We start from the raw sequence: 14,247 nt of genomic DNA on the forward strand, positions 1-14,247 counted from the left end.
TGGTGCATCCGGGAGGATTCGAACCTCCGACCGCTCGGTTCGTAGCCGAGTACTCTATCCAGCTGAGCTACGGATGCATCGGGAAACTTGCTTTACTGCCGATACTGATACCGTGATAAGCGATATCAAGTAAGAGATGGTGCATCCGGGAGGATTCGAACCTCCGACCGCTCGGTTCGTAGCCGAGTACTCTATCCAGCTGAGCTACGGATGCATCAGGGAAACTTACTTTACTGCAGATTTGATATCGCTGCTAAAGCGATATCAAGTAATATGGTGCATCCGGGAGGATTCGAACCTCCGACCGCTCGGTTCGTAGCCGAGTACTCTATCCAGCTGAGCTACGGATGCAAATGGCGGTGAGGCGGGGATTCGAACCCCGGATGCAGCTTTTGACCGCATACTCCCTTAGCAGGGGAGCGCCTTCAGCCTCTCGGCCACCTCACCAACACGCCTCTTGCGAGTGCTTCGAAGAACTTGTTTCTGCTCATCGTCGCTGCGTGGCGCACATATTACTTTCTGGGACTTATAAGTCAAACAATTTTTCCAGAGCTTTTATCGTTTGCACATTTCACGCGCAATTAGTCTGCAAAAACGGCAAAAAGAGTGTTTTATCAACAGATAAATTGGCAATTTCCTGAAGGAGTGAGCAAACGGAAACTTCGCAGGAAAAGGCATTACGCGCAGTGGAATCGAAAAAATGGGGAAGACGAAGAAGAAAAGAGAAGAAAAAGGGTCACTCAATCAGGTTGCGCCTCACCAGAGAGGTGAGACGCGAAAACCTTAGTAACTGGACTGCTGGGATTTTTCAGCCTGGATACGCTGGTAGATCTCTTCACGATGGACAGAAACTTCTTTCGGGGCGTTTACGCCAATGCGCACCTGGTTGCCCTTCACCCCTAAAACTGTCACGGTGACCTCATCGCCTATCATGAGGGTCTCACCAACTCGACGAGTCAGAATCAGCATTCTTTGCTCCTTGAAAGATTAAAAGAGTCGGGTCTCTCTGTATCCCGGCATTATCCATCATATAACGCCAAAAAGTAAGCGATGACAAACACCTAAGTGTAAGCAGTCACGGCATCACATTCTGTTAAACCTAAGTTTAGCCGATATACACAACTTCAACCTGACTTTATCGTTGTCGATAGCGTTGATACAAACGCTGCGGATTGAAGTCCGCAGCGTCGACTTACGCTTATAATTATTACAGTTTTGCGCTGACCCAGCCTTTCACACTGGCTAACGCTGCAGGCAGAGCCGCTGCATCCGTACCACCGGCTTGCGCCATGTCCGGACGACCGCCACCCTTGCCGCCGACCTGCTGAGCGACCATTCCAACCAGTTCCCCTGCTTTCACGCGATCTGTCACGTCCTTAGACACACCCGCAATCAGAGAAACCTTACCTTCCACTACCGTTGCCAGAACGATAACGGTAGACCCCAGTTGATTTTTCAGATCATCAACCATGGTACGCAACATTTTCGGCTCAACGTCCGCGAGTTCGCTGACCAGCAGCTTCACGCCGTTGATATCAACCGCTTTGCTGGAAAGATTTGCACTCTCCTGCGCCGCAGCCTGTTCCTTCAATTGCTGCAATTCTTTTTCCAGTTGACGTGTACGCTCCAGCACGGAACGAACTTTGTCACCGATATTCTGGCTATCGCCTTTCAGCAGCTGCGCAATATCGCTTAAGCGATCGCTCTCAGCATGCACGGTTTGGATAGCACCTTCACCGGTTACGGCTTCAATACGACGAACGCCTGCCGCAGTACCTGACTCGGACACAATGCGGAACAGACCGATATCACCTGTACGGCTGGCGTGAGTACCGCCACACAGTTCGGTAGAGAAATCACCCATGCTCAGAACGCGCACATGGTCGTCATATTTCTCGCCAAACAGTGCCATTGCGCCTTTGGCTTTTGCCGCTTCGAGATCCATGATGTTCGTTTCAATCGGCAAGTTGCGACGGATTTGCGCGTTCACCAGATCTTCAACGGCACGGATTTCAGCAGGCTTCATTGCTTCGGTATGAGAGAAGTCGAAGCGCAGCAGTTTATCGTTAACCAACGAACCTTTCTGTGCCACATGTGTGCCCAGAACCTGGCGCAGCGCTGCGTGCATCAGGTGCGTTGCGGAGTGGTTCAAACGAATACGCGCACGACGGGCTTCATCCACATCAGCCTGTACCGCATCACCAATTTTCAGAGAACCCGCAGACAACTTGCCGATGTGACCAATGGCCTGGCCATATTTCTGCGTGTCGCTAACGGCAAACGCGAAGCCTGCGCCTTTCAGCTCACCCTTGTCGCCAACCTGACCACCAGATTCCGCATAGAACGGAGTCTGATCCAGTACGACAACGGCATCCTGACCTGCGTTAATTGCGTCTACCGCTTTACCATCAACAAACAGCGCGGTCACTTTGCCGTTCAGTTCCAGGTGCTCGTAGCCTTTAAATTCAGAGGCGCCATCAACGCGAATCATCGCATTGTAGTCTGCGCCGAAGCCGCTGGCTTCACGCGCACGACGGCGCTGTTCTTCCATTGCAGCTTCAAAGCCCGCTTCATCAACCTTAATGTTACGCTCACGGCAAACGTCTGCCGTCAGGTCAACCGGGAAACCGTAGGTGTCATACAAACGGAATGCGGTTTCGCCATCCAGCGTATCGCCAGACAGTTTTGCCAGTTCTTCGTCCAGCAGCGCCAGACCACGCTCCAGAGTACGCGCAAACTGCTCTTCTTCGGTTTTCAGAACCTGTTCAACCATAGCCTGCTGACGCTTCAGTTCTTCACCTGCAGAGCCCATGACGTCCACCAACGGACCAACCAGCTTGTAGAAGAAGGTATCCTTCGCGCCCAGCATGTTGCCATGACGTACCGCGCGACGAATGATACGGCGCAGCACATAGCCACGGTTTTCATTCGACGGCACAACGCCATCGGCAATCAGGAATGCACAGGAACGGATATGGTCGGCAATAACGCGCAGAGACTTGTTGCTCAGATCGGTTGCGCCAGTGACTTTCGCCACGGATTCGATCAATGAGCGGAACAGGTCGATTTCATAGTTGGAGTTAACGTGTTGCAGCACGGCCGCAATACGCTCCAGACCCATACCGGTATCCACGGACGGTTTCGGCAGCGGTTCCATGGTGCCGTCAGCCTGACGGTTGAACTGCATGAAGACGATGTTCCAGATCTCAATGTAGCGATCCCCATCTTCTTCTGCGCTTCCCGGAGGTCCACCCCAGATATGGTCGCCGTGGTCGTAGAAAATTTCTGTGCATGGACCGCAAGGACCGGTATCACCCATCTGCCAGAAGTTGTCTGAAGCATAAGCCGCACCTTTGTTATCACCGATACGGATGATACGTTCGCGCGGAATACCGACTTCTTTTTCCCAGATTTCATAGGCTTCATCGTCAGTTTCATAGACGGTTACCCACAGACGCTCTTTTGGCAGGGCAAACCAGTTTTCACCGGTCAGTAGTTCCCATGCATATTGAATAGCGTCGTGTTTGAAGTAATCGCCGAAGCTGAAGTTGCCCAGCATTTCGAAGAAAGTGTGGTGACGTGCAGTGTAACCGACGTTTTCCAGGTCATTGTGCTTACCGCCCGCACGTACACAACGCTGCGAGGTGGTTGCGCGGGAATAATTACGCTTGTCGAGGCCAAGGAAAACATCCTTGAACTGGTTCATCCCGGCGTTGGTAAACAACAAAGTAGGGTCATTGTTCGGTACCAGGGAGCTGCTGGCAACTACCTGGTGTCCTTTACTATGGAAAAAATCGAGAAACGCCTGACGGATCTCAGCGGTGCTCTTGCTCATAATTATCCTGAAGAAATCAAGCTAACGAAATGTCATTACCAGCATCGGCACGCAAACTGCGCCTCTGGCAATCGAAAAGTGGGAATAAGATAAGTTTTCTTTACTGGGAAGTAAAATCCCGTATGCGGTCAATCGTCAAAATTTCGCCATATTGCCTGAATATCTTCCATCAGATAGCCGCGATAGAGCAAAAAACGCTGGACCTTTATCTTATCTGAAAAATCGACAGGTAAAGGTTCACCGTACTTCCGAATGGCCTGCTCGCGTGCAAGCACTGCCCAGTCAACTTCGCACTCACGCATGGCCCGCTCGATAGCTTCACGTGCGATCCCTTTTTGGTTTAATTCCTGGCGCACTCGGGCTGGTCCATAACCTTTGCGGCTACGGCTGGCGATAAACTGCCGCACGAAACGATCATCATCCAGATAACGACTTTCAATACACCAGGCGATGACCTTGTCGTAATCCTCCGGCGTGGCATCAATTTCTTCTGGTCCATTTTTCCCCATCACCGGAGCGGCCAGCTTGCGCCGCAGTTCCTGCTCGCTGTGGTCGCGCATCGCCAGAATACGTACGGCGCGGTCAAGCAGTCGGGAATAAGCAGAACGGCGGGAAGTTGCTTCTGTCATAGTAAGCCTTCAGAAATGAAAAAGGGCTGCATGATATGCAGCCCTTTACTATATGTGATTCACAACATGCGATTCAAAACAGATTATCAGAAATCTTCGTTCGTTTCTTTTACGTCTTCGCCGCTGTCATCAACGGAGAAATCAGGCGTTGAATCCTGGTTATTGAGCAGTAACTCACGTAATTTCTTCTCAATTTCTTTCGCAGTTGCCGGGTTCTCTTTCAGCCAGTTGGTCGCATTCGCTTTACCCTGACCGATTTTCTCACCGTTATAGCTGTACCATGCACCGGCTTTTTCAATCAGCTTCTCTTTCACGCCCAGGTCAACCAGTTCGCCGTAGAAGTTGATGCCTTCACCGTAAAGGATCTGGAATTCAGCCTGTTTGAACGGCGCTGCAATTTTGTTTTTCACAACCTTAACGCGAGTTTCGCTGCCGACCACGTTGTCGCCTTCTTTCACCGCGCCAATACGACGGATATCCAGACGAACAGACGCATAGAATTTCAGGGCGTTACCACCGGTGGTGGTTTCCGGGTTACCGAACATAACGCCAATCTTCATACGGATCTGGTTGATGAAAATCAGCAGCGTGTTGGACTGCTTCAGGTTACCGGCCAGCTTACGCATCGCCTGGCTCATCATACGCGCCGCAAGGCCCATGTGAGAGTCGCCAATCTCGCCTTCGATTTCTGCCTTCGGCGTCAATGCGGCAACGGAGTCGACAACGATAACGTCAACCGCACCGGAGCGCGCCAGCGCATCACAGATTTCCAGCGCTTGTTCACCGGTATCCGGCTGAGAACACAGCAGGTTGTCGATATCAACGCCAAGCTTACGGGCATAGACCGGATCCAGCGCGTGTTCCGCATCGATAAATGCACAGGTTTTACCTTCACGCTGCGCAGCGGCAATAACCTGCAGGGTCAGCGTTGTTTTACCGGAGGATTCAGGCCCGTAGATTTCGACGATACGGCCCATTGGCAGACCGCCCGCGCCCAATGCGATATCCAGAGAAAGCGAACCGGTGGAGATAGTTTCCACATCCATGGAACGGTCTTCACCCAGGCGCATGATGGAGCCTTTACCGAATTGCTTTTCGATCTGACCCAGCGCTGCCGCCAACGCTTTCTGTTTGTTTTCGTCGATAGCCATTAATTACTCCTGTCATGCCGCTTTCGGGTTAAACCGCGAAACGTGGTAGATAATGTTCTGTTGAGGCAATTATACTGTATGCTCATACAGTATCAAGTATTTTGTAGAAATTGTTGCCACAGGGTTTGTAACGCGTAGACGGTCGCCTGTCGGCGTACCGCGTCGCGATCGCCGCTGAAGCATTCCCGACGCGTAATCCCCTCGCCGCTCGCGCTGGCAAAGGCGAACCATACGGTACCCACGGGCTTTTCTTCACTGCCGCCATCCGGCCCGGCAATACCGCTGATCGAGACCGCGAAATGCGCGCGCGCAGCTTTTAGCGCGCCAATTGCCATCTCCACCACCACAGGCTCGCTCACCGCCCCATGCTGGGCCAACGTCTCTTCGCGCACGCCAATCATCTGCGCTTTGGCTTCGTTGCTGTAGGTCACAAACCCACGCTCAAACCAGGCGGAGCTTCCGGCAATATCCGTAATCGCTTTGGCCACCCAGCCGCCGGTGCAGGATTCCGCCGTCGTAACGGTCGCCCCACGCGCTTTCAGCGCCAGGCCAACCTGCTCGCTTAACTGCATCAGTTCACTGTCAGTCATTTCAGCCTCTGTCAGTTAAAAAATATGCCGGACAAGATAGCACTTTCATAACCAATGTGGGGATGGAGAGAACGTTTTACGAGGGGGATTCCAAAAATTGCTCCGTTGCAGAAATAAGACCTGCCGGATGACGATGTCAGGGCATCTTATCCGGCCTACAAGCGATATCGTCCTGTAGGCCGGTGGAGCGGTTACTGCACGCGCGCCAGCGCGACCGCCTGACCCAGTTGCCACACGGCCATCGCGTAGTGGGTACTGTGGTTGTAGCGGGTGATGGTGTAAAAGTTCGGCAATCCATACCAGTACTGATAGCCGGTACCAATATCCAGGCGCAGCAGGCTGGCCTGCTGATGATTACCCAACGACTGCTGTGGCGTCAGACCCGCGGCAGCAAGCTGAGAAATGCTGTACTGGGTTTTAAAGCCGTTCGCCAGCCCTGGTGCCTGACCATTTGCCGGAACCGCGACCGTATCGCCTTTCACCCAGCCGTGGCCCTTGAAATAGTTCGCCACGCTACCGATGGCATCAACCGGATCCCACAGGTTAATGTGGCCATCACCATTAAAATCAACGGCATATTGTTTATAGGAAGACGGCATAAACTGGCCGTAACCCATCGCGCCGGCAAAAGAACCTTTCAAATCGAGCGGATCGTCGCTTTCATCTCGCGCCATCAGCAGGAAGGTTTCCAGTTCACCAGAGAAGTATTCCGCACGACGAGGATAGTTAAACGACAGCGTCGCCAGCGCATCCAGAATACGGGTTTTGCCCATCACGCGGCCCCAGCGCGTTTCAACGCCGATAATGCCAACGATAATTTCCGGCGGAACACCATAGACCTGCCACGCACGGTTCAGCGCATCTTCATATTGATTCCAGAAGGCCACGCCATTTTGCACGTTGTCAGGTGTGATGAACTGTTTGCGGTAGCGCAGCCATGCACCGTTAGGACCGGCTGGCGGCTGAGTCGTCGGTGCCTGGCGATCCATCAAACGCAATACCGAGTCCAGACGCTTGGCCTGCGACAGGATCTCCTGCAGCTGCTGGCGGTCAAAGCCGTGCTTGTTCACCATTTTCTCGATGAACTGCTGCGCGTTCGGATTATTGGCAAAATCACCGCCCGTTTGCATGACGTTGTGCTGTGGCTCAAGCAGGAAGCCGCCGGATGGCGCCCCCGTAGTCGTTTGAGTCTCTGAAGGTTTAGGTTTGCTGCTACAGGCAGCGAGCAGTACGAAAAGGGGGAGTAACGCTACATAACGACGCTTGAACATGAGACATCCATTAAACAAATTCAGCCTGGGAGAAGTATGGTAAAGCATCCTCCGCCATACAAGGAAGCGGTAGTCGCTCTCCTTCACAGAATTTACATCCCCTTTCATCTCTGACCATCACATTTGCGAGCTTTCACGCAATAACTTTCAAATTAAAATATTTATCTTTCAATTTGAGATCAAAATAACACTTTCAAATCTTTCAGTGTGATTAAAATCAGATACCGTTTGGCAAGATAACTAAAACCCCCTACAGGAGAGAATAATGATCGACACCATCACACTCGGTGCTGAGTGGTTTATCGGGCTGTTCCAGAAAGGCGGAGAAGTGTTTACCGGCATGGTGACCGGTATTCTTCCCCTGCTGATTAGCCTGCTGGTCATCATGAATGCGCTGATTAACTTTATCGGCCAGCAGCGTATTGAACGTTTTGCTCAGCGCTGCGCCGGAAACCCGCTGTCCCGCTATTTGCTGCTGCCGTGCATCGGCACATTTGTATTTTGTAACCCGATGACGCTGAGTCTGGGTCGCTTTATGCCAGAAAAATACAAGCCCAGCTACTACGCCGCCGCCTCTTACAGTTGCCATTCAATGAACGGCTTATTCCCACACATCAACCCTGGTGAACTGTTCGTCTATCTGGGGATCGCCAGCGGACTGACCACGCTGGGGCTTCCGCTTGGCCCGCTAGCGGTGAGCTATTTGCTGGTCGGTCTGGTGACCAACTTCTTCCGCGGCTGGGTGACTGATTTCACCACCGCCATCTTTGAGAAAAAAATGGGCATTCAACTTGAGCAGAAAGTGCATCTGGCGGGAGCAACATCATGACGCGTATTCGTATTGAAAAAGGCACCGGCGGCTGGGGCGGCCCGCTTGAACTGGATGCCGAACCGGGCAAGAAAATTGTCTATATCACCGCCGGAACTCGCCCCGCAATAGTCGACAGGATAGCAAGCCTGACCGGTTGGCAGGCTATTGATGGCTTCAAAGAAGGCGAGCCGCCGGAGAACGAAATTGGTGTGGCGATCATCGACTGCGGCGGCACACTGCGCTGTGGGATCTATCCCAAACGCCGTATACCGACGGTGAATATTCACGCTACTGGTAAATCCGGCCCGCTGGCTCAGTACATTGTCGAAGATATCTATGTCTCTGGCGTGAAAGAAGAAAACATCACGATTGTCGGCGATGCATCCGCTGCGCCGCAACCTGCAAGCAGCACTATCGGTCGCGATTACGACACCAGTAAAAAGATTACCGAACAAAGCGACGGCCTGTTGGCAAAAGTGGGAATGGGCATGGGTTCAGCCGTTGCGGTTCTGTTCCAGTCCGGGCGCGACACCATCGATACCGTCCTGAAAACTATTCTGCCATTTATGGCGTTCGTCTCGGCACTGATCGGCATCATTATGGCTTCGGGTCTGGGAGACTGGATTGCCCATGGACTCGCGCCGCTGGCCAGCCATCCGTTGGGACTGGTTACTCTGGCGCTGATCTGCTCTTTCCCGCTGCTGTCGCCTTTCCTCGGCCCCGGTGCGGTTATCGCCCAGGTTATCGGCGTGCTGATCGGTGTACAGATTGGTCTGGGGAACATTCCTCCGCATCTGGCGCTACCTGCCCTGTTCGCCATTAACGCCCAGGCTGCATGTGACTTTATTCCGGTTGGGTTGTCGCTGGCCGAAGCGCGTCAGGACACGGTCCGCGTCGGCGTGCCATCCGTACTGGTGAGCCGTTTTCTGACCGGCGCGCCTACCGTTCTCATCGCCTGGTTTGTTTCTGGCTTTATTTACCAATAAGGGGCACTCAAAAATGACCGTAATTTATCAAACCACCATTACCCGTATCGGCCAGAGCGCCTCGGATGCACTGTGCGACCAGATGCTGATTACCTTTCGTGAAGGTGCACCAGCGGATATCGAAGAGTTTTGTTTCATCCATTGCCACGGAGAGCTGAGCGGCTCATTGCAAGCCGGGATCCAGTTTGAACTGGGTCAGCACCACTACCCGGTCACCGCCGTTGGCAGCGTGGCGGAACAAAACTTACGTGAACTCGGGCATATCACCCTGCGCTTTGACGGGCAGAGCGAAGCGGAATTCCCCGGCACTGTACACGTTGCGGGCCCCGTCCCGGACGGTATCGCCCCGGGCTGTATTTTGAAGTTTGTTGCTTAAGATTGAAGGAGATAAAAATGAATCAGGTTGCCGTTGTCATTGGTGGAGGTCAGACCCTGGGGGCATTCCTTTGCCGTGGGCTTGCGACAGAAGGATACCGCGTCGCGGTAGTGGATATTCAAAGCGATAAAGCTGCCAACGTCGCGCAAGAAATTAACGCCGAGTTTGGCGAAGGTACCGCGTACGGTTTTGGCGCAGATGCCACCAGCGAACAGAGCGTGCTGGCGCTGTCGCGCGGAGTGGATGAAATATTCGGTCGTGTCGATCTGCTGGTTTACAGCGCGGGTATCGCTAAAGCCGCGTTTATCAGCGACTTTCAGCTTGGGGATTTCGACCGCTCGCTGCAGGTCAATCTGGTCGGCTACTTCCTCTGTGCACGTGAATTTTCACGCCTGATGATCCGCGATGGCGTGCAGGGACGCATTATCCAGATCAACTCCAAATCAGGGAAAGTGGGCAGTAAACACAACTCAGGTTATAGCGCGGCAAAATTTGGCGGCGTGGGCCTAACCCAGTCGCTGGCGCTGGATCTGGCGGAATACGGGATTACCGTGCATTCGTTGATGCTCGGTAATCTGCTGAAATCACCGATGTTTCAGTCGTTATTGCCGCAATATGCGACCAAGCTGGGTCTTAAGCCAGACGAAGTTGAGCAGTATTACATTGATAAGGTTCCGCTCAAGCGCGGCTGCGATTATCAGGACGTACTGAACATGCTGCTGTTTTACGCCAGTCCAAAAGCCTCTTACTGCACCGGGCAGTCCATCAACGTGACCGGCGGTCAGGTGATGTTTTAATGTTGAATTGCCGGATGGCGGCTGCGCTTATCCGGCAAAATCAAAGGAGTACATAATGGTTTCCGCACTGATTACCGTCGCCGCTATCGCCTGGTGCCTGCAACTGGCGCTTGGTGGCTGGCAAATATCCCGCTTTAACCGGGCGTTTGATCAACTCTGCCAGCAAGGTCGGGTTGGTGTTGGTCGCTCCGGTGGGCGTTTTAAACCGCGCGTGGTGGTAGCCATTGCGCTGGATGAGCAGCAACGGGTTACCGATACGTTGTTTATGAAAGGTCTTACGGTACTCGCCAGACCCGGCAAAATTGCCACAATAATGGGCAAACATCTTGATGATTTACAGCCTGATGTGATCTTTCCCCATGATCCATTAGCGCAGAATGCACTATCATTGGCGCTTAAACTGAAACATGGGTAATTTCGTTGTGAATGCTAATAGCTTGCGAAATTATCATTTTGCAACCTATTAAGTCAGGGTAATCACGCCTATGAAACCTCGTCAGCGTCAGGCTGCCATACTGGAGCATCTGCAAAAGCAGGGAAAATGCTCGGTTGAAGAACTGGCCCACTACTTTGACACGACCGGCACGACCATTCGCAAAGACCTGGTCATTCTGGAAAATGCCGGAACCGTCATTCGTACCTATGGCGGCGTAGTATTAAATAAAGACGAATCCGACCCGCCAATCGATCACAAAACGCTAATCAATACGCATAAAAAAGAGCAGATTGCCGAAGCCGCCGTCCGTTTTATACACGATGGCGACTCTATTATTCTGGATGCGGGTAGCACCGTACTGCAGATGGTGCCGATGCTCACGCGCTTTAGCAACATCACCGTCATGACCAACAGTCTGCACATTGTTAACGCCCTTTCGGAGCTGGACAACGAGCAAACTATCCTGATGCCCGGCGGGACCTTTCGCAAAAAATCTGCGTCATTTCACGGTCAGCTGGCAGAAAACGCCTTTGAGCAGTTCAGCTTTGATAAACTCTTCATGGGCACCGACGGCATTGACCTCAATGCCGGCGTGACCACCTTTAATGAGGTGTTTAGCGTCAGTAAAGCGATGTGCAATGCCGCTCGCGAAGTGATTCTGATGGCTGACTCGTCAAAATTTGGGCGCAAAAGCCCTAATGTTGTATGCAGTCTGGAAAGCGTCGACAAGCTGATTACCGATGCGGGCATCGACCCTGCGTTTCGTCAGGCGCTGGAAGCAAAAGGGATTGAAGTGATCATAACCGGAGAAACCAATGAGTGATGCACTACTGAACGCGGGCCGTCAGACGTTAATGCTGGAACTACAGGAAGCCAGCCGACTGCCAGAACGCCTGGGCGATGATTTTGTCCGCGCCGCCAATACGATTATCCACTGTGAAGGCAAAGTCATTGTCTCCGGTATTGGTAAATCAGGTCATATTGGCAAAAAAATTGCGGCGACCCTCGCCAGTACCGGCACACCCGCCTTTTTTGTGCATCCGGCGGAAGCGCTGCACGGCGACTTAGGGATGATCGAAAGCCGTGATGTCATGCTGTTTATCTCCTACTCCGGCGGTGCGAAAGAGCTGGATCTCATCATCCCACGCCTGGAAGACAAATCCGTCGCACTGCTGGCAATGACCGGAAAACCGACCTCACCGTTGGGTCTGGCAGCCAAAGCCGTGCTGGATATTTCCGTTGAGCGCGAAGCCTGTCCGATGCGCCTGGCACCGACGTCCAGCACCGTAAATACGTTGATGATGGGCGACGCGCTGGCGATCGCCGTAATGCAGGCGCGCGGCTTTAACGAAGAAGATTTTGCCCGCTCACATCCGGCAGGTGCGCTGGGCGCTCGTCTGTTGAATAAAGTGCATCATCTAATGCGCCGTGACGATGCCGTACCTCAGGTGAAGCTCACCACCAGCGTGATGGACGCGATGCTGGAACTCAGCCGCACGGGTCTTGGCCTGGTCGCGGTCTGCGACGACCAGTCACTGGTGAAAGGGGTCTTTACCGACGGCGACCTGCGCCGCTGGCTGGTTGGGGGCGGAGCGCTTACCACCCAGGTTAGCGAAGCTATGACTAAGAATGGCATTACGCTACAGGCGCAGAGCCGCGCGATTGACGCCAAAGAGATCCTGATGAAGCGTAAAATCACTGCCGCACCGGTGGTCGATGAAAACGGTAAACTCACCGGTGCTATCAACCTGCAGGATTTTTATCAGGCCGGTATTATCTAATCCTTCAGACCCAGACGTTTCGCCAGCCGGTGCAGGTTGGCGACGTCTGTTTCCAGCGCCCGCGCACTTGCTGCCCAACTGTGATTATTTTGCACCAATGCCCGGCGGATCATCTCCCGCTGGAACGACTCTGTTGCTTCACGCAGATTGTGATGTTGCGGGATCTCCGCAACAACTTCCGCCGCCTGCGAAGCCGGACCTTCGTCCTGCAGGGCAAAATGCTGCGTCTCCAGCACCACTTCATCACCTGCCCTGGTAGCCCTTGCCAGAACAACCGCCCGGTGAATGGCATGTTCCAGCTCGCGCACATTTCCGGGCCAGCCGTAATTCAGCAGATGACTACGCGCGCCGGGGCTTAGCACCACGCGGGAAAGACCCAGCCGCAGTCGGCATTGCTCGCAAAAATAGCCGGCCAGCAGCACCACATCTTCGCCGCGCTCGCGAAGAGGCGGTACAGAAAGGGGGAAGACGCTCAGACGGTGGAACAAATCCGCGCGGAAATTCCCGGCCAGCACCTCTTCGCGTAAATCACGGTTCGTCGCCGCCAGCACCCGCACATCCACGCGCAGGCTGCGATCGTCACCCACGCGCTGAATATCGCCGTACTGCAATACGCGCAGCAGCTTAGCCTGTAGCGCCAGCGAGAGTTCGCCTATCTCGTCGAGAAACAGCGTCCCATTGTCGGCCATTTCAAACTTACCGCTACGATTGCTGATAGCCCCGGTAAATGCGCCTTTTACGTGACCAAACAGCTCACTTTCGGCTACGGTTTCCGGCAACGCCGCACAGTTCAGATACACCAGTGGATTCACCGCGCGCGGCGAACCTTCATGGATAGCTTTAGCCACCAGCTCCTTCCCGGTACCTGTTTCGCCGCTAATCAGCACGTTGAGATCGGACCCCGCCACAATCTCAATTTCTTTTTTCAACTGCATCATATTGGGCGACAGGCCAATCATCTGGGTTTCCGTCACCTGCTCAAAAGCCGTTGATGAGCCTGGCAGCATATTCTGGCTTTCCAGTTGTTCAATCAGCAGCGCATTGCTCAGCGCGCCCGCCGCCAGCGCGGCAATCAGCCTAAGCTCCTCATCGCTGAAAATATCGAACTGATCGGGCTCCATGCCATCCAGGGTTAACGCACCAATCAAATTTTGACCGGCGAACAACGGCAGCCCAATACAGGCATGCACTTTCAGACTCTCCTGCCCCGGAATCAGACCATCATATGGGTCTGGCAAATCGCTGTCGGCAGGGAAACGAACCACGTCTCCGGCGCGGGCAATCGCCTCCAGACGCGGATGCCCTTCCAGAGTAAAGCGTCTGCCGAGAACATCCTGCGCCAGCCCATCGATCGCCAGCGGAATAAACTGTCGCGACTCGTAGCGCAGCAGTGCCGACGCGTCGCACTCCAGCACCTGACGCAAAGTGGTTATCAGACGTTGAAAACGATCCTGATGTCCAATACCGCTTTGTAATTCAATGGCGATGCCCGCCAGCACGTCTACGGAAAAGCTCATGACTACCTCATTGTCATTTTGACAATTTATATTGTCATATTGACAATAAAATTAATAGTCATTTTGA

At 53.3% G+C, this 14,247-nt stretch carries 14 protein-coding genes and 4 tRNA genes; 7 read left to right on the top strand and 11 right to left on the bottom strand.

All coding sequences use genetic code 11. The features are described from left to right. From OGY71_RS17095 to mltB, 10 genes are all read right to left on the bottom strand, one after another. Window positions 1-77: transfer RNA gene (locus OGY71_RS17095), tRNA-Arg, on the bottom strand. A gap of 60 nt (window positions 78-137) precedes the next feature. Then, window positions 138-214: transfer RNA gene (locus OGY71_RS17100), tRNA-Arg, on the bottom strand. 60 nt (window positions 215-274) lie between these two features. After that, window positions 275-351: transfer RNA gene (locus OGY71_RS17105), tRNA-Arg, on the bottom strand. Between the two features lie 3 nt (window positions 352-354). Continuing rightward, window positions 355-447: transfer RNA gene (locus OGY71_RS17110), tRNA-Ser, on the bottom strand. 336 nt (window positions 448-783) lie between these two features. After that, window positions 784-969: a carbon storage regulator CsrA gene (gene csrA, locus OGY71_RS17115; protein WP_000906486.1), complete on the bottom strand. Its 186-nt coding sequence runs from the start codon at window positions 967-969 to the stop codon at window positions 784-786. A 238-nt stretch (window positions 970-1,207) separates the two neighbouring features. Continuing rightward, complete coding sequence (gene alaS, locus OGY71_RS17120; protein WP_003825959.1) at window positions 1,208-3,835, bottom strand: alanine--tRNA ligase; 2,628 nt, start codon at window positions 3,833-3,835, stop codon at window positions 1,208-1,210. A 128-nt stretch (window positions 3,836-3,963) separates the two neighbouring features. Next, on the bottom strand, window positions 3,964-4,464 hold the full coding sequence (recX, locus tag OGY71_RS17125; protein WP_003825957.1) for a recombination regulator RecX: 501 nt from the start codon (window positions 4,462-4,464) through the stop codon (window positions 3,964-3,966). 86 nt (window positions 4,465-4,550) lie between these two features. Then, complete coding sequence (gene recA, locus OGY71_RS17130) at window positions 4,551-5,615, bottom strand: recombinase RecA (RefSeq protein WP_003037330.1); 1,065 nt, start codon at window positions 5,613-5,615, stop codon at window positions 4,551-4,553. A gap of 92 nt (window positions 5,616-5,707) precedes the next feature. Beyond that, entirely contained in the window at window positions 5,708-6,205 is a 498-nt protein-coding gene (gene pncC / locus OGY71_RS17135; protein ID WP_048225249.1) for a nicotinamide-nucleotide amidase, read from the bottom strand. 191 nt (window positions 6,206-6,396) lie between these two features. Then, window positions 6,397-7,476, bottom strand: a complete 1,080-nt coding sequence (gene mltB / locus OGY71_RS17140; RefSeq protein WP_003037336.1) for a lytic murein transglycosylase B — start codon at window positions 7,474-7,476, stop codon at window positions 6,397-6,399. A 265-nt stretch (window positions 7,477-7,741) separates the two neighbouring features. Between mltB and srlA the strand changes: the two genes are divergently transcribed. From srlA to gutQ, 7 genes are all read left to right on the top strand, one after another. Continuing rightward, window positions 7,742-8,305 (top strand): PTS glucitol/sorbitol transporter subunit IIC, encoded by a 564-nt coding sequence (gene srlA / locus OGY71_RS17145; RefSeq protein ID WP_003825953.1) that lies wholly within the window; start codon window positions 7,742-7,744, stop codon window positions 8,303-8,305. Then, a complete protein-coding gene (srlE, locus tag OGY71_RS17150; RefSeq protein ID WP_063940975.1) occupies window positions 8,302-9,273 on the top strand; it encodes a PTS glucitol/sorbitol transporter subunit IIB in 972 nt (323 codons plus the stop codon). Before srlA ends, srlE begins: the two co-directional genes overlap by 4 nt. Window positions 9,274-9,286: 13 nt before the next feature. Continuing rightward, on the top strand, window positions 9,287-9,649 hold the full coding sequence (gene srlB / locus OGY71_RS17155; RefSeq protein ID WP_193134574.1) for a PTS glucitol/sorbitol transporter subunit IIA: 363 nt from the start codon (window positions 9,287-9,289) through the stop codon (window positions 9,647-9,649). 17 nt (window positions 9,650-9,666) lie between these two features. Next, the gene (gene srlD / locus OGY71_RS17160; protein ID WP_003037345.1) at window positions 9,667-10,446 is read left to right on the top strand and encodes a sorbitol-6-phosphate dehydrogenase; all 780 of its coding nucleotides are present in this window, start codon (window positions 9,667-9,669) and stop codon (window positions 10,444-10,446) included. A gap of 55 nt (window positions 10,447-10,501) precedes the next feature. Beyond that, complete coding sequence (gene gutM, locus OGY71_RS17165) at window positions 10,502-10,861, top strand: transcriptional regulator GutM (protein ID WP_286613487.1); 360 nt, start codon at window positions 10,502-10,504, stop codon at window positions 10,859-10,861. Between the two features lie 70 nt (window positions 10,862-10,931). Continuing rightward, entirely contained in the window at window positions 10,932-11,705 is a 774-nt protein-coding gene (gene srlR / locus OGY71_RS17170) for a glucitol operon DNA-binding transcriptional repressor SrlR (protein ID WP_003037350.1), read from the top strand. Next, the gene (gutQ, locus tag OGY71_RS17175) at window positions 11,698-12,663 is read left to right on the top strand and encodes an arabinose-5-phosphate isomerase GutQ (protein ID WP_191222228.1); all 966 of its coding nucleotides are present in this window, start codon (window positions 11,698-11,700) and stop codon (window positions 12,661-12,663) included. Before srlR ends, gutQ begins: the two co-directional genes overlap by 8 nt. Here the strand turns inward: gutQ and norR are convergent. After that, window positions 12,660-14,180 carry a nitric oxide reductase transcriptional regulator NorR gene (gene norR, locus OGY71_RS17180; protein ID WP_191222227.1) on the bottom strand — a complete coding sequence of 507 codons (1,521 nt, stop codon included), beginning with the start codon at window positions 14,178-14,180 and terminating at the stop codon, window positions 12,660-12,662. The two genes, gutQ and norR, sit on opposite strands and share 4 nt — an antisense overlap. Between the last annotated feature and the right edge of the window lie 67 nt (window positions 14,181-14,247).

The sequence above is a fragment of the Citrobacter sp. Cpo109 genome, assembly GCF_030332565.1.
In the GTDB taxonomy this organism is placed as follows: domain Bacteria; phylum Pseudomonadota; class Gammaproteobacteria; order Enterobacterales; family Enterobacteriaceae; genus Citrobacter; species Citrobacter portucalensis.